The following is a 21,618-nucleotide window of genomic DNA, read 5'->3' as shown; positions in this document are numbered from 1 at the left end:
CGGCCGACCGGTCAGGCTGCCACGACCATGGCGGGCAGGGTCAGCGTGAAGGTCGACCCGCGGTCGACGACCGACGCGACGGTGATCGTGCCGCCGTGCAGCGTCGCGATCTCGCGGACGATGGCGAGTCCGAGCCCGGTGCCGGCCACCCGGCGCAGGCGGGCGCCGTCGGAGCGGTAGAACCGCTCGAAGATCCGCTCGTGGTCCTCGGGGGCGATGCCGCTGCCGGTGTCGATCACCTGGACTACGACGGTGCCGCCCTCGAGGCGTCCGCGCACCTTCACCGAGCCGCCCTCAGGGGTGAACTTGATCGCGTTGGTCACCAGGTTCGAGATCACCCGGTCGAGCTGCACCGCGTGACCCGCCACCTGGATGTCGTCGAGCGTCGAGTCGAGGGTGATGCGCTGGTGCCGGGCCCGGGCGCTCGGCTCGGCCGAGCGGACGACCTGCGCGAGCACCTCGCCGATGGTCACCGGCTCCCGCGGGGCCGGGTCGGGGGCGTTCTCGATGCCGTCGAGGGTCACCAGGTCGTCGGTGATCGCGTAGGCGCGGCGCACGTTCGCCGCGATGACGTCGAGCATCATCCGCTGGTCGGGGGTCAGGTCGCCGCCCTCGCCCATCTGCAGCAGCTCGACGTAGGCGCCGATGGTGGACAGCGGGTTGCGCACGTCGTGCGACACCATGGCCACGAGATCGCTGCGGGAGCGGATCGCCTCGCGGATCTGGTTCGAGGCCGCCCCCTGCTGCTCGAGCGCCTCGAGCAGCGCGTGCTCGGACTCGCGCCGCACCGTGATGTCCTCGAAGTGGCAGACGAAGCGGGGCGGTTCGGAGGCGGCGTGCCGGGTCAGGGCGAGCCAGGCCGACACCCACCGCTCCCGCGCCGAGATCTGGTTCAGCCGCAGCTCGATGTGGCGGGTCTCGCCGAGCACCGCGATGTTGAGCTCGTGGGCGAAGGCGGCGCTGTCGTCGGGGTGGGTGTAGTCGAGGATGTCGGCGCCGACGAGCCCGCCGACCGCGCAGCCGAGCAGCTCGTGCAGCGGCGCGTTGGCCAGCAGGATCCGTCCCCGCTCGGCCGGCTCGGAGCCGATGATCGCGATCGCCACCGGCGCGTCGGCGAACGCGCTGCGGTATCGGTGCTCGGTCGCGACGATCTGCTGGGCGGCGCGCTGGGTCGAGCGCAGGATGGTCTGCACGGCGGGTGCGATGAGCAGCAGCACGACCAGCCACAGCACCGAGCGGCGCCAGGTGGACGGCGGGTAGCCGGGGGCGCCGATGAGCAGGATCGGCAGGAACAGGGTGATCGCCGCGAGCAGGTTGACGACCGCGAGGTGGGCCGCGCGGTGGTAGAGCGCGCACCAGACCACGGGCAGGATCAGCAGCGGGGCGAAGGCCGTCGCGTCCCGCGGGTCGGCGAGTTCCAGCAGCAGCACGACCGGGAACGCGAGCAGCGCCGCCGGCAGGCTGAGCCACGAGAGTTCCGGGCTGCGGTCGGCGGTCCACCACGCCGCGAACATGACCGCGGCGAGCACGCCGGCGGCGAGCCACCAGAAGGGCTGTGCGGTGTCGCGGGCGAAGGCCGGGGTCGTCAGCGCGATCGCGAGCACGATGAGGAACGGCCCGTATCGTGCCGGACCGCGCAGTTCGAAGACAGCCTTGTACGGCTGTCCGCCCCCGTGCCGAATGGTCGCCCCCGTGACAACGGCACCCTCCGGCGTCAGCCAGAAAGGTTGGAATTGAGTGGAAATACAACTCGTGTGTCTTGTGCAAAATCAGTGTGGCATGACGCGGGCTTAACGCGACACAAGAACTTTGTGTGCCCGGTCGGTTACAGCCAGTCCTTGCGTCGAAAAGTCACGTAGAGGGAGCCGGCGATGAGCACCATGACGAACAGGCTGCCCAGGAAGCCTGATTCGTGGCCGAAGCCGGGGTAGGGGACGTTCTGGCCGAAATAGCCGGTGACCGCCGTGGGCACCGCGATGATCGCCGCCCAGGAGGTCAGCTTCTTCATGACCATGTTCATGCGGGTGTCCGAGAGCGACATGTTCGTCTCGAAGATGGACGTGATCATGTCGCGCAACGACTCCGTCCACTCGGCGGCCCGAAGCACGTGGTCGTAGAGGTCCTCGTAGTACGGCGCGAGTTCGGGGGAGCGGTCGTCGGCCGTGGCGCGGCGCATGATCGTGTTCACGACCTCGCGCATCGGCAGGATCGCCCGGCGCACCTGCACCAGCGAGCGGCGAAGCGTGAAGGTCGTCTCCGACACCTCGCGCGCGCTCTTCGGGTTGTCGTCGAACAGGATGTCTTCGATGGCCTCGATCGAGTCGTCCAGGGATTCGACGGTGGTGAAGTAGCCGTCGACGATCTCGTCGAGCAGGCCGTGGACGAGCGCGCGCGGACCGTACTTGAGCAGGTCGGCGTTGTCGTCCCACCGGCGGACCACGGCGTCGACGTCGAGCGCGTCGTCGAGCCGGACGGTGACGAAGCCCTGCTTCGTGCTGAACGCCGACACCCGGCCGACACTCACCTCACCGGTGTCCTTGTCGTGCTCGATCGCGTAGGTGGTCATGAAGAGGTGGGACGAGTAGCGGGTGGCCTTGGGGCGCTCGTGTTCCGCGACGGCGTCCTCGACGGCGTGCTGGTCGAGGCTGAGCTCCTCCGCGAGCTGGCACAACGTCTCGTGATCGGGATTGAGCAGGTCGGCCCATACCAGACAGTCTGGTTCGGCGAGGTAGTCCGAGACCTGTTCGAACGGGAAGTTCTCGGCCTCGAGGGCTCCGTTGCGCCAGACGCGGGTCCGGATCTGCTGTGCGGCCATGCCGGGATTGTTTCCTGACTTGAAGCGGGGTTGTCACCCGGGGGCGTAACTTCTAAGACCGTGAGATGGAGGGCCGAGCAGCTGCCGGATCTGGCCAAGCGCGTCGCGATCGTGACCGGGGCGAACTCGGGCATCGGCTTCCACGTTGCCCGCGAGCTCGCCGCGCACGGCGCGCGGGTCGTCCTCGCCTGCCGCCGGCCGGGCTCGGCCACGAACGCGGCCGACCGGATCCGGGCCGCGGCGGCCGACTCCGATGTCGAGACCGCCGAGCTGGACCTTTCCTCGATCAGTTCGATCCGAGCGTTCGCCGACTCGTGGGACGGCCCGCTCGACCTGCTGGTGAACAACGCCGGCGTCATGGCCCCGCCGAAGCCGGCGAAGACCGCCGACGGGTTCGAGCTGCAGTTCGGGACGAACCACCTCGGCCACTTCGTCCTCACCGGCCTGCTGCTGCCGGCCCTGCTCGACAGCGAGAAACCGAGCCGCGTCGTGACGGTCGCGTCGATCGCGCACCACGGCGGCACGGAGGAGGTCGTCGACGGCAACGCGGGGCCCGGTTACCAGCCGCAGAAGACCTACTCGAACTCCAAGCTGGCCAACCTGCTCTTCGCGCTGCAGCTGCACCGCGAGCTCACCGCGCGCGAGCTGCCGGTCTCATCGGTGGCCGCGCACCCGGGGGTCTCGGCCACCGGGCTGTTCCACGACCGCGAGGGCATGGGGGCGAGCCCGCTCATCCGGGCCGCGGCGCCGGTGTTCGTCAAGGCGTTCACGCAGTCGGCCGCCGCCGGCGCCCGGGCCGTTCTCTACGCCGCGACCGAGGCCGACCCGGGCTCGTACACCGGGCCGCAGCGGCTCGGCGAGACCCGGGGCCCGATCGGCCCGGCGCGCCTCTCGCCGCAGGCCCAGGACGAGCGGCTCGCCCGGCGGCTGTGGCACGTCAGCGAGGAGATGACCGGCTTGCGTTACGAGTGGAATCCACGTCCGTAGACTCCGGTCGTGGAGACAGACCTCGTCCTCGTCGTCGACTACGGCGCCCAGTATGCCCAGCTGATCGCCCGTCGCGTGCGCGAGGCGCACGTCTACAGCGAGATCGTGCCGCACACCGCGTCGCCCGAGGAGATCCTGGCCCGGCGGCCCAAGGCCATCATCCTGTCCGGCGGCCCGGCGTCGGTGTACTCCGACGGAGCCCCGCGCACCGACCCGGCGCTGTTCCAGGCCGGCGTGCCGGTCTTCGGCATCTGCTACGGCTTCCAGGCGATGACGCTCGCGCTCGACGGCGAGGTCGCGCACACCGGGGGCTCGGAGTTCGGCCGCACCCGGCTGACCGTCACCGAGCCCGGCACGCTGCTGCGCACCCTGCCGCCGATGCAGCAGGTCTGGATGAGCCACGGCGACGCCGTCACGGTCGCGCCCGAGGGCTTCACCGTCACCGCCTCCACCGTCGGTGCGCCGATCGCCGCGTTCGAGGACGTCGCGCGCGGGCTGGCCGGCGTGCAGTTCCACCCCGAGGTCATGCACACCGAGCACGGCCAGGCGATCCTGCGGCACTTCCTCTACGACATCGCGGGCGCCCGCCCGTCGTGGACCGAGGCCAACATCATCGACGACCAGGTGGCGGCCATCCGCGCCCAGGTCGGCGGCAAGCAGGTCATCTGCGGGCTGTCCGGCGGCGTCGACTCCGCCGTCGCGGCCGCGCTCGTGCAGCGGGCCGTCGGCGACCAGCTCACCTGCGTCTTCGTCGACCACGGGCTGCTGCGCCAGGGTGAGGCCGAGCAGGTCGAGCGCGACTTCGTCGCGGCCACCGGCGTGCGGCTCAAGGTCGTCGACGCGGTCGAGCGCTTCCTCGACGCCCTCGCCGGTGTCAGCGACCCCGAGGACAAGCGGAAGATCATCGGGCGTGAATTCATCCGGGTCTTCGAGCACGCCGCCCGCGAGGTGGTCAGCGACGCCGGCTCGCACGGCGACGAGGTCGAGTTCCTCGTGCAGGGCACCCTCTACCCCGACGTCGTCGAATCCGGCGGCGGCACCGGCACGGCCAACATCAAGAGCCATCACAACGTCGGCGGCCTCCCGGACGACCTGCAGTTCTCCCTGGTCGAGCCGCTGCGCACGCTGTTCAAGGACGAGGTGCGCCGCGTCGGCGAGCAGCTGGGCCTGCCGGCCGAGATGGTCTGGCGCCAGCCGTTCCCGGGTCCCGGCCTCGGCATCCGCATCGTCGGTGCCGTCACCGCCGACCGGCTCGAGATCCTGCGCCGCGCCGACGCCATCGCCCGGGCCGAGCTGTCGGCCGCCGGCCTCGACCGCGAGATCTGGCAGTGCCCCGTCGTGCTGCTCGCCGACGTCCGCTCGGTCGGCGTCCAGGGCGACGGCCGCACCTACGGCCATCCGATCGTCCTGCGCCCCGTCTCCTCGGAGGACGCGATGACCGCCGACTGGACCCGCGTCCCGTACGAGGTGCTGGAGCAGATCTCCACCCGCATCACCAACGAGGTGCGCGAGGTGAACCGGGTGGTCCTGGACCTCACGTCCAAGCCCCCGGGCACCATCGAGTGGGAGTAGGGCGCCCGACCACCCGTCCGCGCCCGACTCCCGCGCCCCCATACCGTTGAGTGGCGAGTTCCTGACCTGAGTGGCGCGTTGTATTCAGCCACTCGACGGACTACTCGCCACTCAACCGGGCTGGGGGAGTCGCTCAACGGGGGTCGGGAGCTCGACGGGGGTCGGGTAGCGGCTCAGCGGCGGTCGACTCGGATCTGGCCGTCGGCCAGGTGGACGACCACGGTGATCGGCTGGCCGGTGGCGCCGGCGGGCGGGTCGATCGTGCGGTTGTAGTTCCACCCGCCGTGGCCGGCGCCGTTGTCGGTCGTCTCTCCGTCGACCCGGACGACCCCGATGTGCACGTTGGCGTCGACGGTCAGGTCGAGCGATTTCGGGGCGATGACCTGCACCTCTCCGGCGCCGATGGTGACGTCGATGGTGCGCGGGGCGGTCTGCGGCGCGAGCTTGGTCAGGTCGAGCACGCCCTGGCCGAGCGCGAGGCGGTACTCGCCGGCCGGCACGGTGGTCGGGCGCCACTGGCGCGAACCGGTGCCGTCGTGCAGGCTCGCGTGGCTGCCGCCGAAGGCGATCAGGCCGAGGACGGTAGGCCCGAGCAGCAGCGACACGCTCCACGGGGTGCGGCGCAGCGCGGCGCCGACGAGCAGGCCGCCGCCGACGATCCCGAGTGACCACCAGAAGTAGGTCGGCAGCGCGATCCCGCTGACGCCGTCGACGATGCCGAGCACGGTCAGCGTGCCGACCAGGCCCACCAGCACCCCGATGCGCAGGGGCAGTGCGCGCCGCCGGCGCCGGCGGCGGGCCGCGCGGGCCTCGGCGTACCAGGCCCGGGCGTCGTTGACCCACGGCGGATCCTGCGGCCGGTCCGTCGACCGCAGGCCGCCCTCGACGGCGCCCGGCTCGGCGGCGTCCTTGGTCAGGCTGACCGTCGGCGCGTCCTCCGACGGCCGCTGCCAATCCCGGCGACCGAAGACGACGACGAGGATCACGACCACGGCCAGCACCGGGAACAGCGGTACGGGGGCCCACCAGCTGAAGGCGATGAACCAGAGCAGCAGCCCGCCGAGCACCGCCATGACCCACACCGGGGTGCGGCGCCGGCGCAGCCGTCCGACCCAGCCGTCGATCGGGGCCCGCTCGGTGCCCTCCTCGGGGATGGCGGCCCAGGCGAGCAGGTAGGCTATGATGCCGGCGCCGCCGAAGAACGCCGAGGTGGCGAACAGGACCCGGAACAGCACCGGATCCAGCGCGAAGTAGTCGCCCAGGCCGGCCGCGACGCCGGCGCCGACGCGACCGTTGCGGCTGCGCCGCAGGACGTGGGGAGCCGGTGCGGGTGGCGGCGTGGCCGCCCCGGAGTCGTGGGCAGCGGGGCCGAGGTCGTCAGTCATGGTCATGGCGATGAGACTGCGCCCGGAGGGGGTGTCGGCACATCGGGTGCCGCCCGGATTCCGACCCTGAACCGCCGCCTCGGGGTAGCGCCTGATGCGCGGTGCGGGTCATGGCAGCAATCATGGAACCGTGACCACCGCCGCCGCGACGACGCGCCGCCTCTACCGGCGTCCCGATCACGGCGTGCTGGGCGGGGTCGCGGCCGGGATCGCCGAGCACATCGGGACGCGGCCCAGGATCGTCCGCCTCCTGTTCTTCTTCCTGGCCGTCACCGGCGGCCTCGGCATCGCCCTGTACGGCGCGTACTGGATCGTCGTGCCGGTGGCGCCGGACGCGGGCCGCGGGCGCCTGCCCCGATGGATCGAGTACGTGATCGCGGCGGCCGCGGTCGTCGGCGCCGTCGCCGCCGCGGCATCGGCCCTGCCGTCGCAGGCGCTGTTCGTCCCGGCGCTGCTGGCCTGCCTCGGCGGCGCGCTCATCTGGCGCCAGGCGACCGACCCCGAGCGGGACCGGCTGCGCTCGTTCTCGGTGTCCTCGCTGTCGGCCGGCGGCGGCGACTGGCAGGGCCGGATCCGCCTCGCGGCCGGCGTCGCCCTCGTCGCGGCCGGGATGATCTCGGTGCTGGCCAGCGCCGACGTGACCGCGGTGCGCGACGGCCTGATCGCCATGGTCGTCACCGTCGTCGGGTTGGCGCTGGTCACCGGGCCGTGGTGGATGCGCATGGTCAGCGAGCTGTCCGAAGAGCGGAGGGCGCGCATCCGTACCCAGGAGCGGGCCGACATCGCCGCGCACCTGCACGACTCGGTGCTGCAGACCCTCGCCCTCATCCAGCGCAACGCCGGCTCGCCCCGCGAGGTCGCCCGGCTCGCCCGCGGCCAGGAACGGGAGCTGCGCACGATGCTCTACGACACCCCGGCCGCCGGTCAGTTCGGCGAGCAGGTGCGGGCCGCCGGTGCCGAGGTCGAGGACGACTACGCGATGTCGGTCGAGGTCGTCGTCGTCGGCGACGCCCCGCTCGACGACGGGCTGCGCGCGGTCGCGGCCGCCGCGCGGGAGGCCCTCGTCAACGCGGCCAAGCACTCCGGCGTCACGACCGTCTCGCTCTACGCCGAGGTCGAGCCGGACGAGGTTGCGGTGTACGTGAAGGATCGGGGCATGGGCTTTTACCTCGACACCATCGCCGACGACCGCCAGGGTGTGCGCGGTTCGATCATCGGACGCATCGAGCGTCACGGCGGGACGGTGCGGGTGACGACGGCGCCGGGCGCCGGCACCGAGGTGGAGATCAGAATGCCGCGGGCGACGTCATGAGCACACGCGTCGTGCTGGTCGACGACCACGGCATGTTCCGGGCCGGCGTGCGCACCGAGCTGGGGTCGCGCGTCGACGTGGTCGGCGAGGCCGGCAGCGTCGCCGAGGCGGTCGCGGTGGTCACCACGACCCGCCCCGACGTCGTGCTGCTCGACGTCCACATGCCCGACGGCGGCGGGCTGGCCGTGCTCGAGGCGCTCGGCCCGCAGCTGCCCGACACCCGCTTCCTCGCGCTGTCGGTCTCCGACGCCGCCGAGGACGTCATCGCGATCATCCGGGCCGGCGCGCGGGGCTACGTCACGAAGACCATCTCGGCCGACGAGCTCGCCGACGCGGTGACGCGGGTGGCCGACGGCGACGTCGTGTTCAGCCCGCGGCTCGCCGGCTTCGTGCTCGACGCGTTCCGCGATGCTCCGGTGGTGCCGGCGGTCGACGCCGAGATCGATCAGCTGACCCCGCGTGAGGTCGAGGTGCTGCGGCTGCTGGCCCGCGGCTACGCCTACAAGGAGATCGCCTCGCAGCTGTTCATCTCGATCAAGACGGTCGAGACCCACGCCTCGAACGTCCTGCGCAAGCTGCAGCTGTCGAACCGTCACCAGCTCACCCGCTGGGCCGTCGACCGCCGGATGCTCTGACGTGTCGCGTGACACGTGGCTCGATCCGCAGTTCGGGCTCGTGGCGACGACGATCACCGTCGCGCTCGTGGTGTTCCACCTGGTCGTCTCGCCGCCCCGGCAGCGGGCGCGCTACCGGCGGCTTGTGCAGCAGCGGGCGGTCGATCCGACCGCGCTCAGCCGCTTCTACCGAGCCGCGCTGACGCGGCAGGCGATCGGCACCGCGCTGGTGCTGATCGCGGTGCTCGCGACGACCGGCATCGAATGGCGTGACGTCGGGCTGGTGTGGCCGCACGGATCGCAGGTCGGGCAGGCGTGGGGGTCGGTCGCCTACCTCTGCGCCCTCGTGGCGGCCAGCGGCCTGGTGCTCCGCCGCCGGGCGCTGAGCGGACGGACGGTGCCGGGTCAGCGGCTGTTCGCGGCGCTCGTGCCGGCGACGCCGGGGGAGCGGCGGCTGGGTGCCGCGGTGGCGTTCGGTGCGGGCATCGCCGAGGAGTTCGTGTTCCGCGGCCTGTTCATCGCGGCCGGGGTGTCCTTGCTCGGCCTCGAGCCGCTGGTCTCCGCGACGGTCGTGTCGGTGCTGTTCGGGCTCGCGCACTTCTACCAGGGCTGGCTCGGGATGCTCGGCACCGGCTTCGCCGGCGTCCTGCTCAGCCTGCTCTACCTGATGTCCGGCAGCCTGCTGGTGCCGATCATCGTGCACGTCGTGATCGACCTGCGGGCGCTGGTGCTCGTCCCGGCCCAGCGGCCCGACGCGGTACGCCGCGGTCCGCGGCGTCCACGGAGATCGAGGTCAGCGCGACCCGCGGCAGACCTGCAGTACAGCGTCGGCGAGGATCGGCCCGTTCTTCCCTAGCGCGCCGCGGTAGGTGTCCATGATGACCCGCTCGCGGCCGAGCTCGACGCGGGTTCCGCCGGCGTTCATGCGTGCGGTCTGGATGCGCGACGAGAGGCGGGCCCGCTCGGCGACGAGGCGGGTGATGGCCTCGTCCAGGCTGTCGATCTGGTGGCGCAGCATCGGGATGGCGTCGGCGGCCTCGACCGCGACGTCCTCGCTGGTGGTGGTGGTGGGCGGCTGGGTCATGGGCGGCATGGGAGGGTTCCTCTCGAATGACGCCCGGTCCGACGTCCCGACACGAAAAAACGCCCCGGGGCAACGGGCCCGGGGCGTCGGTTGGTGGGTGGATCAGCCAGCAACGACGGGCACCGGACTGCGGTACCCGTAGAAAAATCGTGCGCTGGTCACGCAGCGATGGTGACACGGCTGTCCACATAGCGGCAAGCGCGTCCCAACGGATGGGACGCGCTTGCCGCGGGCGCGATCAGTGCGAGGCGCCCAGCTCGGCCTCCTCCTCGGCGGCCTCGGCCTTCGTCTCCTCGATGTTGCGCCGGACCTCGTCGCCCGGCAGCCGGACCGCCATCGCGATGGCCCACACGACGATCGACAGGCCGAACAGCACCAGGAAGCCCCAGCCGAAGCCGATGGTGCCGGTGTTGCCGGCGGCCTTGGACTGCTCCGGGTAGTCGCCCAGGTAGCTGATCAGGCACAGCCCGCCGAGCCACGGCAGGGACCAGGTGGCGCCGGCCTTCCACTGCAGGTGCGGCATGCCGCCCTTCGTCCCGCCGCCGATGGCGTGGAAGACACCGAGCAGGACGAAGCCGAGCGCGACCGCCGTGAACAGCTTCCAGTTCACGTCCCAACCGGCCCAGTAGACGATGAGGTTCGACGAGAAGAAGGCCAGGAACGGGATGGTGTCGCCGAAGGGGAGCTTGAACGGCCGCTCGACGTCGGGGATCTGGCGGCGCATGGCGGCCAGCACGACCGGGCCGGAGCCGAAGGACAGCACCGTCGCCGAGGTGATGAAGCCGACCAGCTGCTGCCAACTCGGGAACGGCAGGAAGACGATCAGGCCGACGAAGAAGGTGACGATCAGGCTGACCAGCGGCACGCCGCGCGAGGTGGTCCGGCCCAGCGCCTCGGGCGCGTTGCGGTTCTTCGACATCGCGTAGGTGATGCGGCCGGTGACCGTCGTGTAGATCAGGCCGGTGTCGGCCGGGGAGATGATCGCGTCGATGTAGAGGATCGTGGCGAGCCAGCCGAGGCCGAGCAGCGTCGCGATCGCGGCGAGCGGGCCGAAGGAGTTGGCGAAGTCGAGGTTGGACCAGCCCTTCGACAGGTCCTTGGGATCGACGGCGCCGATGAACGCGATCTGCAGCAGCACGTAGATGACCCCGGTGATCAGCACCGAACCGATCACCGCGATCGGGACGTTGCGCCGGGGGTTGTTCGACTCGCCGGCCAGCTCGACGCCCTGGCGGAAGCCCAGGAACGAGAAGGTGATGCCACCCGTCGCGATGGCGGTGAGCATGCCGTGCGTGCCCTGCGGGGCGAAGCCGTGGCTGGTGAAGTTGCCGCCGCGGAACTCGGTGAGGAGGAAGGCGAAGATGACGAGGGTGATGACCGCGAGCTTCCACCAGACGGCGACGTTGTTGACGCGGGCGAACCAGCGGATGCCGTAGTAGTTGACGACGACGAAGACGGCCATCGCGATCACCGCGACCACATAGCCGAGACCGGTCAACGTGTGGACGGTGGCGCCGCCGGCCACCGTGTGCTGCTTCGTGAACGCGGCGTACTTCGTGGCGTACTGCAGCGCACCCTCGACCTCGATCGGCGCGACCGTGGCGGCGGCGATCCAGTTGATCCAGCCCATCGTGTAGCTGGCGAAGGAGCCGAAGGACAGGTGCGGGAAGCGGATGACCCCGCCGGTGAGCGGGAACATCGCGCCGAGCTCGGCGAAGCACAACCCGATCAGCAGGATCATGATCGCGCCGATGACCCACGAGAAGACGGCGGCCGGGCCGGCGATCTGCGAGGCGTTGAGCGCCCCGAACAGCCACCCGGAACCGATGATCGAGCCGACGCCGGCGAACAGCAGGCCGACAACGCCGATGTCACGGCGCATGTTCCCCTCGGCCGGACCGGTGTCCGACGTGGGTTTGGTCAGTGTGGTCATGGGTTCCGCCACCTTTCGTCATCCCCCGCGTTACCCACGCACGACGCTCGCGAAACGGACAAATCGTGCCGGTGTCCCGCACGCGGTGGCGGCGCGGCGGCGTCGGTGCCCGCACGTAGGCTGGACGCCGAGATGACCCAGCCGCTCGATGCCCTGTTTCCCCTGCCCTCCACGGCGCCGGCCGACGCACCCCGCACGCGTCCGGGTTCGGCCGCCGACGCGGCCACGCTGCTCGAGGGTCTGAACCCCCAGCAGCGAGCGGCCGTGGTGCACCAGGGCGGTCCGTTGCTGATCGTCGCGGGCGCCGGCTCGGGCAAGACCCGGGTGCTGACCCACCGGGTCGCGTACCTGCTCGCCGAGCGCGGGGCGACGCCGGGCCAGATCCTGGCGATCACCTTCACCAACAAGGCCGCGGGCGAGATGAAGCACCGGGTGGCCTCGCTCGTCGGCCCGCGCGCCCGGGCCATGTGGGTGTCGACGTTCCACTCGATGTGCGTGCGGATGCTGCGGGCCGAGGCCAAGCACCTCGGGTTGAAGACGTCCTTCTCCATCTACGATGCCGACGACTCGAAGCGGCTGATGACGATGGTGGGCCGCGAACTCGACCTCGACCCGAAGCGCTACCCGGCCCGCTCGCTGTCGGCCCAGATCAGCAACCTCAAGAACGAACTCGTCACGCCGCAGGCCTGGGCCGACAAGGCGTCGACACCACCCGAGAAGGTGCTGGCCGACGTCTACACGCGCTACCAGCAGCGGCTGCACGACGCGCACGCGCTCGACTTCGACGACCTGATCATGACGGCGGTGCGCCTGCTCCAGGAGAACCCGCTGGTGGCCGATCACTACCGGCGCCGGTTCCGCCACGTCCTCGTCGACGAGTACCAGGACACCAACCACGCGCAGTACGTGCTGGTGCGGGAGCTGACGATCCCCGAGCCCGCGAGCCCGTACGAGCCGGCCGAGCTCGCCGTCGTCGGCGACGCCGACCAGTCGATCTACGCGTTCCGGGGCGCGTCCATCCGCAACATCCTCGAGTTCGAGCGCGACTACCCCGACGCGACGACGATCCTGCTCGAGCAGAACTACCGCTCGACCCAGACGATCCTCAACGCGGCCAACGCGGTGATCTCGCGCAACCCCGACCGCAAGCCGAAGAACCTCTGGTCCGACGCCGGGCAGGGGGAGCTGATCGCCGGCTACGTCGCGGAGAACGAGCACGACGAGGCGGCGTGGGTGGCGCAGCAGATCGACGCGCTGGCCGATTCCGACACGGCCAAGGCGTCCGACGTCGCCGTCTTCTACCGGACGAACGCGATGTCGCGCGTGTTCGAGGAAGTGTTCATCCGGGTCGGGCTGCCCTACAAGGTCGTCGGTGGCGTGCGGTTCTACGAGCGCAAGGAGATCCGCGACGCGCTCGCCTACCTGCGGGTGATCGCGAACGCCGACGACGTCGTGTCGCTGCGGCGCATCCTGAACACCCCGCGGCGCGGCATCGGTGACCGCGCCGAGGCGTGCGTCGAGGTCTTCGCCGAGCAGGAGCGCATCTCCTTCGGCGCGGCGCTCGAGCGGGCCGACGTCGTGCCCGGCCTCGCGCCGAGATCGCGCAACGCGATCATCGACTTCACCGAGATGATGACCTCGCTGCGGGCCGTCGCCGCCGGACCTGACGGCGTGCCGGGCGCGATCCTCGAGGCGGTGCTCGATCGCACCGGCTACCTGCGCGAGCTCGAGGCCTCGCACGATCCCCAGGACGAGTCGCGCGTCGACAACCTGCGCGAGCTCGTGTCGGTCGCGCGCGAGTTCGAGGAGAACCGCGCCAACGCCGACGAGGAGCCGACCCTCGTCGCGTTCCTCGAGCAGGTCTCGCTCGTCGCCGACGCCGACTCCATCCCGGACGCCGAGGGCGGTGTGGTCACCCTGATGACCCTGCACACGGCGAAGGGGCTCGAGTTCCCGGTCGTCTTCCTGGCCGGTCTCGAGGACGGTGTGTTCCCGCACATGCGCTCGCTCGGCGACCCGAAGGAGATGGCCGAGGAGCGGCGGCTCGCCTACGTCGGCATCACCCGGGCCCGCGAGCGGCTGTACCTCTCCCGCGCGCTGTCCCGCTCGGCCTGGGGAGCGCCGTCGTGGAACCCGCCGTCCCGCTTCCTGGACGAGGTGCCGGGCGAGCTCGCGACGTGGTCCGGTGCGGTCGACCGCACGCCCTTCGTCAACTCCTACGGCGACGACGGTCCCGCGCGGTACGGCGACCACGGGTACAAGGCGCGGGGCTCTTCGGGGCGCAGTGCCCAGGAGTCGCTCGCGTCGTCGCGTACCGCGCCCGGCGGCCGCGGCCTGCGCGGCGGGGTCGGCAACCGGGCCATCCCGTCGCTCGAACCGGGCGACCGTGTCACCCACGACGCGTGGGGCATGGGCCGCGTCGTCGCCACCCGCGGCACGGGTGAGGGCTCGCAGGCCCAGATCGACTTCGGCGGCACGGCCGGGCTCAAGTGGCTGATGCTGCGGTACGCCCCGGTGCAGAAACTCTGAGCGATCACTCGACCGGCATGGCCTGGTAGGTGGGGCTGAGCTCGTCCCAGCGCGCCTTCCACTGCGGCCCGGCGTCGCCGGCGAGGTGCCGCGCGAGATCCTCGCCGTGCGCCTGCCAACCCGCGCCGTGGGCCGCGAGGTTGTCCAGCGGCAGGCCGCGCTCCTCGATGATCAGGCGGGTCTTGTCGCCCTCGGGGGTGAGCGCGGCCTCGATCACCGTCTCGTCGGCGGTGCCGGGTTCGAGGGTGACGACGAGGCGGTGCGGGTGATCGCACACGTCGACCCGGCCGGGCCCTTCCCAGGTGCTGGTGAACCGGGCCTCGAAGGTGCCGCCGAGCTGCAGGTCGCCGTCGACGTCGCCGATCCAGCGGGCGAGCCGGTCGGGTTCGGTGAGCGCGGCCCAGAGGTCGTCGATGCCGGTGTCGTAGACGTCCTCCATGCGCACCGCTCCGCGCTTGTCGTCGATGCGATGCATGGTGCCGATGATGCGGGTCATGACTGTTCCCTCCGTTGTGGTTTCTCGTTCCGGGGCTTCCTGCCGCGGGCGACTTCCGTGTGCAATGCGTCCATCCGCTGCTGCCACAGGTCGCGATAGCGGCCCAGCCAGTCGTCGAGCTCGGCCAGCGGCTGCGGCCGGAGCCGGTAGATGCGCCACTGGGCCTGCTGCTCGACCTCGACCAGCCCGGCCTCGCGCAGCACGCGCAAGTGCCGCGATACCCCGGGCCGCGCGATCGGCAGCGCGTCGGACAGCTCGCCCGCCGTCGCCGGATGATCGCGCAGGATCTCCAGCATGGTGCGCCGGCTCGGGTCAGCCAGCGCGTGCAACATCGCGTCCATGGATCGAACGTAACTGAGTCGGTACGTAACTGCAAGGGTACGTACGTGATGGCCGAGCAGGGGTGCCGCCTCCGAGCGGAAGGCCGGGTCCCTGATCCGCTGATGACGCGGTCGAGCCCACGGCATACGCTCCCGGCGTGGCTGAGCGCATCAGGATCGTCATCGCAAAACCGGGGCTCGACGGGCACGACCGTGGCGCGAAGGTGATCGCGCGCGCCCTGCGCGATGCCGGCATGGAGGTCGTCTACACGGGCCTGCACCAGACCCCGGAGCAGATCGTGCAGACGGTCGTGCAGGAGGACGCCGACGCGGTGGGGCTGTCGATCCTGTCCGGTGCCCACATGACGCTGTTCAAGCGGGTCGTCGAACTGCTCGCGGAGGCCGGCGCCGACGACGTCGTCCTCTTCGGCGGTGGCATCGTCCCCGAGGCCGACGTGCCCGAGCTCGAGGGCATGGGCGTGGCCAAGATCTTCACCCCCGGTGCGACGATGGACGAGATCGTGGAGTGGGTGCGCACGAACGTCACCCCCGAATGACGGGGGGTCCGCCCGCGCGTGAGTCGAGTCTCAGCCGCGCGACCGGACGTCGGGGCCTTGGCTAGGGTCAGAAGGTTCGTCTACCAAACAATTGCCAGAACGGACGTGTCAGCGTGGATCTGTTCGAGTACCAAGCCAAGCAACTGTTCAAGGAGTACGGCGTCCCGGTGAGCCTGGGCGAGGTCGCCACCACCGCCGACGACGCGAAGGCGGCCGCCGAGAAGATCGGTGGCGTCACCGTCGTCAAGGCGCAGGTGAAGGTCGGTGGCCGCGGCAAGGCGGGTGGCGTCAAGGTCGCCAAGACGCCCGAGGAGGCGAAGGCCAACGCCGAGCAGATCCTGGGCATGGACATCAAGGGGCACACCGTGCACCGCGTCCTGGTCGACCCGGGCGCGGACATCAAGGAGGAGTACTACGTCTCCTACCTGCTCGACCGCGCGAACCGCACCTTCCTGGCCATGGCGTCCTACGAGGGCGGCATGGAGATCGAGCAGCTCGCGGTCGAGCGGCCCGAGGCGCTCGCCAAGATCCCGGTCGATGCGATCCAGGGCGTGGACGAGGCCAAGGCCCGCGAGATCGCGACCGCCGCGAAGTTCCCCGAGAACCTGATCGCGCCCGTCGCGGACGTCCTCGTGAAGCTGTGGGAGACGTTCGTCAAGGCCGACGCGACGCTGGTCGAGGTCAACCCGCTGGCGGCTGTGGGTAACGGGTCGGGCGACGTCACTCTGGTTGCCCTCGACGGCAAGGTGACGCTCGACGACAACGCTGATTTCCGCCAGGCGCGCAACGCCGGCTTCGAGGACAAGGCCGCGGCCGACCCGCTCGAGGCGAAGGCCAAGGAGAAGAACCTCAACTACGTCAAGCTCGACGGTGAGGTCGGCATCATCGGCAACGGCGCCGGGCTGGTCATGTCGACGCTCGACGTCGTCGCCTACGCCGGTGAGAAGCACGGCGGCGTGAAGCCGGCGAACTTCCTCGACATCGGCGGTGGCGCCAGCGCCGAGGTCATGGCCAACGGTCTCGACATCATCCTGAACGACCCGTCGGTGCGCTCGGTGTTCGTCAACGTGTTCGGTGGCATCACCTCGTGCGACGCCGTCGCGAACGGCATCGTCACCGCCCTGAACATGCTGGGCGATGAAGCCAACAAGCCGCTGGTCGTTCGTCTCGACGGCAACAACGTCGTCGAGGGACGCCGCATCCTCACCGAGGCGGCACACCCGCTGGTGACGCTGGTCGAGACCATGGACGACGCGGCCGACAAGGCCGCCGAGCTTGCGAACGCGGGGAAGTAGAGCAATGGCAATCTTCTTGGACGACAACTCGAAGATCATCGTGCAGGGCATCACCGGAGGTGAGGGCACCAAGCACACGAAGCGCATGCTCGCCTCGGGCGCGCAGGTCGTCGGCGGCGTGAACGCCCGTAAGGCCGGCACCTCGGTCGACTTCGACGGCACCGTGCTTCCGGTGTTCGCGAGCGTCGAGGAGGCGATGAACGAGACGGGCGCCAACGTGACCGTCGGGTTCGTGCCGCCGGCGTTCACCAAGGACTCGGTGATCGAGGCGATCGACGCGCAGATCCCGCTCGCAGTGGTCATCACCGAGGGCGTGCCGGTACACGACAGTGCCGCGTTCTGGGCCTACGCGCAGGGCAAGTCCACGCGCATCGTCGGGCCGAACTGCCCCGGCGTCATAAGCCCCGGCAAGTCGAACGCCGGCATCATCCCGGCCGACATCACCAAGGCCGGACGCATCGGCCTCGTGTCGAAGTCCGGCACGCTGACCTACCAGATGATGTTCGAGCTGCGGGACTTCGGCTTCTCGACCTGCGTCGGCATCGGTGGCGACCCGATCATCGGCACCACGCACATCGACTGCCTCGAGGCGTTCCAGAACGACCCCGAGACCGATGCGATCGTCATGATCGGCGAGATCGGTGGCGACGCCGAGGAGCGGGCCGCGGCCTACATCAAGGCCAACGTCACCAAGCCGGTCGTCGGCTACGTCGCCGGCTTCACCGCGCCCGAGGGCAAGACGATGGGCCACGCCGGCGCGATCGTCTCGGGCTCGTCGGGCACCGCGCAGGCGAAGAAGGAAGCGCTCGAGGCCGCCGGCGTCAAGGTCGGCAAGACGCCGAGCGAGACCGCGCGCCTCATGCGGGAGATCATCGAGGGCACCGCGGGCTGATCGGGGCCTGACCGCTCTGCAGTATTTGTCGCAGCCGCTCCCGGTATCACCGGGGGCGGCTGCTGCTCTTCCCAGTCGACGCGCCGCATCAAATCGGCGTTTGTTGTTTCACTTCGCCCCGTCTGGCGCTAGCTTTTGCTGAGAGTTCGGCCAGACGACCCGACTGAGGAGCACGGAATGACGTTCCAACCACCGCCTCCGCCGCCCGGCGGCACCCCTCCGCCTCCGCCGCCCCCCGGTGGGTACGGGCCGCCGCCCGGTGGTCAGTACGGCGCGCCGGGCAACCAGCCGGCCCACGGCAGCTTCGACCCGAAGACGGTCAATCAGCTTGACTGGGGCATCGTCGGCGCGGGCGTGCTCGCCCTGATCTTCTCGATGTTCGACTACTACACCGTCGACGTCTCCTTCGGCGGGTACAGCGCGAGCGCCAGTGCCAGCGCCTGGCACGGCTTCTTCGGCTGGTTCGCCGCGCTCCTCGCCCTGGCGGGTGCGGGCGTCGTGGCGATGGAGCTCTTCTCGCCGCAGGTGAAGCTGCCGGTTGCGAACCGGCTTGCCGGTCTCGGACTGTTCGCCGCCGCCACCCTCTGCGTCATCCTCGCGCTGTTCGTCATCCCGGGCGGCGACTACAGCGGCCCGGGCGTCGACGAGGGTCACGGCTTCGGGTACTGGCTGTCGCTGATCGTGATCATCGCCGGTCTGGTGCTGTCGCTCATGCGCTTCCAGCAGAAGGGCGGTCAGCTTCCGGGCGCGCTCTCCGGCATGCCGAACATCGGTGGCCGCGGCCACGGCGGTCCGCCGGCCGGTGGGCCGCCGCCGGGGTACGGCCAGCAGCCGCCGCCGCCGGGGTACGGCCAGCAGCCGCCCCCGCCGCCGGGGTACGGCCCGCCGCAGTAGCACCGCACCACAGCCGTCCGACCGGGACGGGACGCGCCTCGCGTGTCCCGTCCCGGTCGTTTTGTCCCCGACGTCTCAGCCGAGGTTCAGGCAGGGGTTAGGGTCGGGGCAGCATCGGGGCAGGACCTGCCCGATAGCCCGCGAACCCATAACCCCGCGAACCGAAACCCTGCGAACCGAGAGGTTGACTCACGATGACCGGATACGGTCCCCCTGGATCCCCGCCCCCTGGCGGCTACGGTCCGCCGCCACAGGGCGGCGGATACGGCGCGCCGCAGGGCGGCGGCTACAACGCCCCGCCGCCGGGTGGCGGTTACAACGCGCCACAGCCAGGCGGGTACGGCGCTCCCGCGCCAGGCGGGTACGGCGCTCCCGCGCCGAGCGGCTACGGCGCTCCCGCGCCGAGCGGCTACGGCGCGCCGCAGGGTGGTGGCTCCGGGACTCCCCAGGGTGGTGGCTTCGCCCCGCCGAAGTCGGGCTTCGACCCGAAGGCGGTGAGCCCGCTCGACTGGGGCATCCTCGCCGCCGGGCTGCTCGCGTTCATCTTCTCCTTCATCAGCTACTACACCTCCGGCGCCGACCTGTCCGGCTCGTGCCCGCCCGGCACCTCCAGCGAGATCGCCGCGAACTCGCAGTCGGTCACCGCGTGGCACGGCTTCTTCGGCTGGTTCGGCACGCTGCTGGCCCTGGCCGGCGCAGTGGCCGTGGCGCTGGCGCTGTTCGCACCGCAGGTCAAACTGCCGGTGCCGACCCGCCTCGTCGCGCTCGGCGCCTTCGCCCTCGCCACGGTGTCCACGCTGCTCGCGCTGGTCATCGACCCGGTCACGGTGCCGAACACGCTGTCCTTCGGCTCGTGCAAGCTCGAGCCGTACGTCGGCCATGGCGTCGGCTACTGGGTTTCGCTGATCGTGATCATCGCCGGCCTGGTGCTGTGCTTCCTGCGCCTCCAGCAGACCGGTGGCCAGCTGCCGGGTCGCGGTGGCTCGACGAGCACCGCGGCCGGCTTCGGCCCGCCGACCGGCTACGGCCAGCCGCAGCAGCCGGGTTACGGGCAGCCGTCCACGTACGGCCAGCAGCCGGGTGCGGGCCAGCCGGGCCAGCAGCCGGGGTACGGGCCGCCGCCCGTCGGCTACGGTCCGCCGACGCAGAGTGGCCAGCCTTCCGGTTACGGAGCACCCCAGCAGGGATCGCCCCAGCCCGGAGCGCACAGCGCGCCGCAGGGGCCGCCGCCCGGTCCGCCACAGGGCCCGCCGTCGGGACCGCCGCCGCCGCCGCCGTCCCTGCAGAAGCCGCCGTCGGACTCCGAGGTGCCGCCGGGCTACGGCCCGCCCGAGGGGCCGCCCCCGGGCTACGGGCAGCCGCCGCCACAGGGTCCGCCCCCGGGCTACCAGCAGTAGGAACGCCAGCACGATCGAAGGCCGGGACGCAGCCGCGTCCCGGCCTTCGCCGTTGCGGGCCCCGGCGCGGGAGCCGGGCACTGACGATCCGCACAGGATCGCGCGCGGCGCGCCTGGGCCGATTGCGGCGCGAGGTTTGTCAGCCTGATCAGATGCCTGGGCCGCGGACCGACCCGAGCGGTCGCTCGACTGCCCGACCGCTCTGGCTCACCGCGCTCTGGTCGGGCATCGCGCCGGTGGTGGTGGGTGCGGTCGGGGCGATCGTCGCCGTGGCGATCTGCTGGCTGCCGGCGTCGGGCGCGTCGGGCAACGCCGGATCGGCGGTCCGCGGCGGCCTGCTGACCTTCCTCGCCGCCCTGCACGGCGGTATCACCGTCGACGGTGTGGCCACCTCGTTCCTGCCGCTCGGACTGTTGCTGCTCGTCGGTGCGATCACCTGGCGGGCCGGCTCCGCCCTCGCCGCCGCCTCCGACTCCGCTGTCGACTCCGACTCCGACCCCGGGGCCGGCGCCGGGGACGGGCTCCGGCGGTCGATCCGGCTCGGCCTGCTGCAACTGCTCGCCTTCGCTGTCGGCTGCGCGCTGCTGGCGGGGGTGGCCCGCCTCGGCACGAGCGGCGTCTCGGTGCCGAGCGCGTTCGTCGCCGGGGCGGTCGTGTTCGCGCTGTTCGGCGGGGTCGCGTTCGTCCGGGGCGGCGCGCTGGGCGACGCCCTGGTCGACCGGCTGCCGGCCGCGGCGCCGGTGGTCGCGCGGATCGCGGCGGCGATCACCCTGGTCTACCTGGTCGCCGGGGCGGCGCTGGTGGCCGGGTCGCTGATCGTCCACCACGCCCGCGTCGGGCAGTTGACCGGCCAGGTGGGCGGCGGCTGGTCGACGCTGCCGGTACTGCTGCTCGCGCTGCTCGCCGCGCCCAACGCCGCGATCGCCGGGGCCAGCTACCTCGCCGGACCGGGCTTCGCCGTGGGCGCCGACAACGCGGTCGCGCTCGGCACGCCGGCCCACGGCACGGTGCCGGCCTTCCCGCTGCTCGGGGCGCTGCCGTCCGGGCCGGGTGGCGCGCCCACCCTCGTCTGGTTGCTCGCCGTCGCCACGCCGGTAGGGGCCGGGATCGTCGTCGCCGTCATCGCCCGGCGCTCGCCGGGGTGGGGCGCGCGGATGGGCGATGCGGCCGCCGGCGTCGTCGCGGCGGCCGTCGTCGGTGCCCTGCTCGCCTGGCAGTCCGGCGGAGGCATCGGCGCCGGACGCCTGCACAGCCTCGGCCCGTCTCCGCTGCGCTTCGGCCTCGCCGTCCTCGGCGCGACCGCCCTCGCCGCCGCCGTGTCGCTCGCCCTCAGCGCCGGCGTCGATGCCGTGCGCGGGCGGCAGGCCGACACCGACCTCGACACCGGCTTCGACACCCGGACCGACGACGGCGTCGCCGGGCACGAGACCGAGGACGTGACCCGGGAGCCGCGCACCATCGACCTGCTCCGCGCCGCCTTCACCGCACCCGAGGACGACGGGAAGTCGGACAAACTCGCCGGGTAGGGTTCGAACC

19 protein-coding genes are annotated in these 21,618 nt (G+C 71.5%); 12 read left to right on the top strand and 7 right to left on the bottom strand.

Annotation, left to right across the window (positions count from 1 at the left end; translation table 11 throughout):
• Positions 1 to 11 precede the first annotated feature (11 nt).
• Positions 12 to 1,604, bottom strand: coding sequence for an ATP-binding protein (locus VGN18_RS05540; RefSeq protein ID WP_327538654.1), 1,593 nt, complete (start codon positions 1,602 to 1,604; stop codon positions 12 to 14).
• Between the two features lie 221 nt (positions 1,605 to 1,825).
• Positions 1,826 to 2,815, bottom strand: coding sequence for a magnesium transporter CorA family protein (locus VGN18_RS05535; RefSeq protein ID WP_327538653.1), 990 nt, complete (start codon positions 2,813 to 2,815; stop codon positions 1,826 to 1,828).
• Between the two features lie 60 nt (positions 2,816 to 2,875).
• On the opposite strand from VGN18_RS05535, the gene VGN18_RS05530 reads away from it, so the two are divergent.
• Both VGN18_RS05530 and guaA read left to right on the top strand, forming a co-directional pair.
• On the top strand, positions 2,876 to 3,802 hold the full coding sequence (locus VGN18_RS05530; RefSeq protein ID WP_327538652.1) for an oxidoreductase: 927 nt from the start codon (positions 2,876 to 2,878) through the stop codon (positions 3,800 to 3,802).
• A 9-nt stretch (positions 3,803 to 3,811) separates the two neighbouring features.
• A complete protein-coding gene (gene guaA, locus VGN18_RS05525; RefSeq protein ID WP_327538651.1) occupies positions 3,812 to 5,374 on the top strand; it encodes a glutamine-hydrolyzing GMP synthase in 1,563 nt (520 codons plus the stop codon).
• Between the two features lie 173 nt (positions 5,375 to 5,547).
• Here the strand turns inward: guaA and VGN18_RS05520 are convergent, their stop codons facing one another.
• A complete protein-coding gene (locus tag VGN18_RS05520) occupies positions 5,548 to 6,765 on the bottom strand; it encodes a PspC domain-containing protein (RefSeq protein ID WP_327538650.1) in 1,218 nt (405 codons plus the stop codon).
• A gap of 124 nt (positions 6,766 to 6,889) precedes the next feature.
• Here VGN18_RS05520 and VGN18_RS05515 point away from each other — a divergent pair, with 124 nt between their 5' ends.
• Genes VGN18_RS05515 through VGN18_RS05505 form a run of 3 tightly spaced genes read left to right on the top strand, consistent with a single transcriptional unit; the run spans position 6,890 to position 9,541 of the window.
• Positions 6,890 to 8,071 (top strand): PspC domain-containing protein, encoded by a 1,182-nt coding sequence (locus tag VGN18_RS05515; protein ID WP_327538649.1) that lies wholly within the window; start codon positions 6,890 to 6,892, stop codon positions 8,069 to 8,071.
• Complete coding sequence (locus VGN18_RS05510) at positions 8,068 to 8,706, top strand: response regulator transcription factor (protein ID WP_327538648.1); 639 nt, start codon at positions 8,068 to 8,070, stop codon at positions 8,704 to 8,706. Before VGN18_RS05515 ends, VGN18_RS05510 begins: the two co-directional genes overlap by 4 nt.
• Position 8,707: 1 nt before the next feature.
• Positions 8,708 to 9,541 carry a CPBP family intramembrane glutamic endopeptidase gene (locus VGN18_RS05505; RefSeq protein WP_327538647.1) on the top strand — a complete coding sequence of 278 codons (834 nt, stop codon included), beginning with the start codon at positions 8,708 to 8,710 and terminating at the stop codon, positions 9,539 to 9,541.
• On the opposite strand, the gene VGN18_RS05500 is transcribed toward VGN18_RS05505, so the two are convergent.
• Positions 9,479 to 9,769, bottom strand: coding sequence for a chorismate mutase (locus tag VGN18_RS05500; protein ID WP_327538646.1), 291 nt, complete (start codon positions 9,767 to 9,769; stop codon positions 9,479 to 9,481). The two genes, VGN18_RS05505 and VGN18_RS05500, sit on opposite strands and share 63 nt — an antisense overlap.
• 238 nt (positions 9,770 to 10,007) lie before the next feature.
• Positions 10,008 to 11,702 (bottom strand): APC family permease, encoded by a 1,695-nt coding sequence (locus VGN18_RS05495; protein WP_327538645.1) that lies wholly within the window; start codon positions 11,700 to 11,702, stop codon positions 10,008 to 10,010.
• A 132-nt stretch (positions 11,703 to 11,834) separates the two neighbouring features.
• Here VGN18_RS05495 and pcrA point away from each other — a divergent pair, with 132 nt between their 5' ends.
• Positions 11,835 to 14,231, top strand: a complete 2,397-nt coding sequence (gene pcrA, locus VGN18_RS05490; RefSeq protein ID WP_349259841.1) for a DNA helicase PcrA — start codon at positions 11,835 to 11,837, stop codon at positions 14,229 to 14,231.
• Between the two features lie 4 nt (positions 14,232 to 14,235).
• Here pcrA and VGN18_RS05485 read toward each other — a convergent pair whose 3' ends face one another.
• On the bottom strand, positions 14,236 to 14,727 hold the full coding sequence (locus VGN18_RS05485) for an SRPBCC family protein (protein WP_327538643.1): 492 nt from the start codon (positions 14,725 to 14,727) through the stop codon (positions 14,236 to 14,238).
• Positions 14,724 to 15,068, bottom strand: a complete 345-nt coding sequence (locus tag VGN18_RS05480) for a metalloregulator ArsR/SmtB family transcription factor (protein WP_327538642.1) — start codon at positions 15,066 to 15,068, stop codon at positions 14,724 to 14,726. The genes VGN18_RS05485 and VGN18_RS05480 overlap by 4 nt, the downstream gene beginning before the upstream one ends.
• Positions 15,069 to 15,205: 137 nt before the next feature.
• Here VGN18_RS05480 and VGN18_RS05475 point away from each other — a divergent pair, with 137 nt between their 5' ends.
• From VGN18_RS05475 to VGN18_RS05450, 6 genes are all read left to right on the top strand, one after another.
• Positions 15,206 to 15,604, top strand: coding sequence for a cobalamin B12-binding domain-containing protein (locus VGN18_RS05475; RefSeq protein ID WP_327538641.1), 399 nt, complete (start codon positions 15,206 to 15,208; stop codon positions 15,602 to 15,604).
• A 113-nt stretch (positions 15,605 to 15,717) separates the two neighbouring features.
• Complete coding sequence (gene sucC, locus VGN18_RS05470; protein WP_327538640.1) at positions 15,718 to 16,899, top strand: ADP-forming succinate--CoA ligase subunit beta; 1,182 nt, start codon at positions 15,718 to 15,720, stop codon at positions 16,897 to 16,899.
• 4 nt (positions 16,900 to 16,903) lie between these two features.
• Positions 16,904 to 17,791, top strand: a complete 888-nt coding sequence (gene sucD / locus VGN18_RS05465; RefSeq protein ID WP_327538639.1) for a succinate--CoA ligase subunit alpha — start codon at positions 16,904 to 16,906, stop codon at positions 17,789 to 17,791.
• A gap of 177 nt (positions 17,792 to 17,968) precedes the next feature.
• Positions 17,969 to 18,685 (top strand): hypothetical protein, encoded by a 717-nt coding sequence (locus tag VGN18_RS05460; protein ID WP_327538638.1) that lies wholly within the window; start codon positions 17,969 to 17,971, stop codon positions 18,683 to 18,685.
• 194 nt (positions 18,686 to 18,879) lie between these two features.
• Positions 18,880 to 20,082, top strand: a complete 1,203-nt coding sequence (locus VGN18_RS05455) for a hypothetical protein (RefSeq protein WP_327538637.1) — start codon at positions 18,880 to 18,882, stop codon at positions 20,080 to 20,082.
• Positions 20,083 to 20,234: 152 nt separating this feature from the next.
• A complete protein-coding gene (locus tag VGN18_RS05450) occupies positions 20,235 to 21,608 on the top strand; it encodes a DUF6350 family protein (RefSeq protein ID WP_327538636.1) in 1,374 nt (457 codons plus the stop codon).
• Positions 21,609 to 21,618 lie beyond the last annotated feature (10 nt).

The sequence above is a fragment of the Jatrophihabitans sp. genome, from assembly GCF_036000465.1.
Lineage (GTDB): Bacteria > Actinomycetota > Actinomycetes > Mycobacteriales > Jatrophihabitantaceae > Jatrophihabitans.
The sequence above is the reverse complement of the archived record's forward strand: the minus strand, read 5'-3'. Positions and strand labels throughout refer to the sequence as shown.

Bases quoted from the DNA above. Each gene is read 5' to 3' on its own strand.
- VGN18_RS05535 (WP_327538653.1), bottom strand. From the start codon at position 2,815: ATGGCCGCACAGCAGATCCGGACCCGCGTCTGGCGCAACGGAGCCCTC.
- VGN18_RS05510 (WP_327538648.1), top strand. From the start codon at position 8,068: ATGAGCACACGCGTCGTGCTGGTCGACGACCACGGCATGTTCCGGGCC.
- VGN18_RS05460 (WP_327538638.1), top strand. From the start codon at position 17,969: ATGACGTTCCAACCACCGCCTCCGCCGCCCGGCGGCACCCCTCCGCCT.
- VGN18_RS05500 (WP_327538646.1), bottom strand. From the start codon at position 9,769: ATGACCCAGCCGCCCACCACCACCACCAGCGAGGACGTCGCGGTCGAG.
- VGN18_RS05485 (WP_327538643.1), bottom strand. From the start codon at position 14,727: ATGACCCGCATCATCGGCACCATGCATCGCATCGACGACAAGCGCGGA.
- pcrA (WP_349259841.1), top strand. From the start codon at position 11,835: ATGACCCAGCCGCTCGATGCCCTGTTTCCCCTGCCCTCCACGGCGCCG.
- VGN18_RS05495 (WP_327538645.1), bottom strand. From the start codon at position 11,702: ATGACCACACTGACCAAACCCACGTCGGACACCGGTCCGGCCGAGGGG.
- VGN18_RS05450 (WP_327538636.1), top strand. From the start codon at position 20,235: ATGCCTGGGCCGCGGACCGACCCGAGCGGTCGCTCGACTGCCCGACCG.
- VGN18_RS05480 (WP_327538642.1), bottom strand. From the start codon at position 15,068: ATGGACGCGATGTTGCACGCGCTGGCTGACCCGAGCCGGCGCACCATG.
- VGN18_RS05455 (WP_327538637.1), top strand. From the start codon at position 18,880: ATGACCGGATACGGTCCCCCTGGATCCCCGCCCCCTGGCGGCTACGGT.
- sucD (WP_327538639.1), top strand. From the start codon at position 16,904: ATGGCAATCTTCTTGGACGACAACTCGAAGATCATCGTGCAGGGCATC.
- VGN18_RS05520 (WP_327538650.1), bottom strand. From the start codon at position 6,765: ATGACCATGACTGACGACCTCGGCCCCGCTGCCCACGACTCCGGGGCG.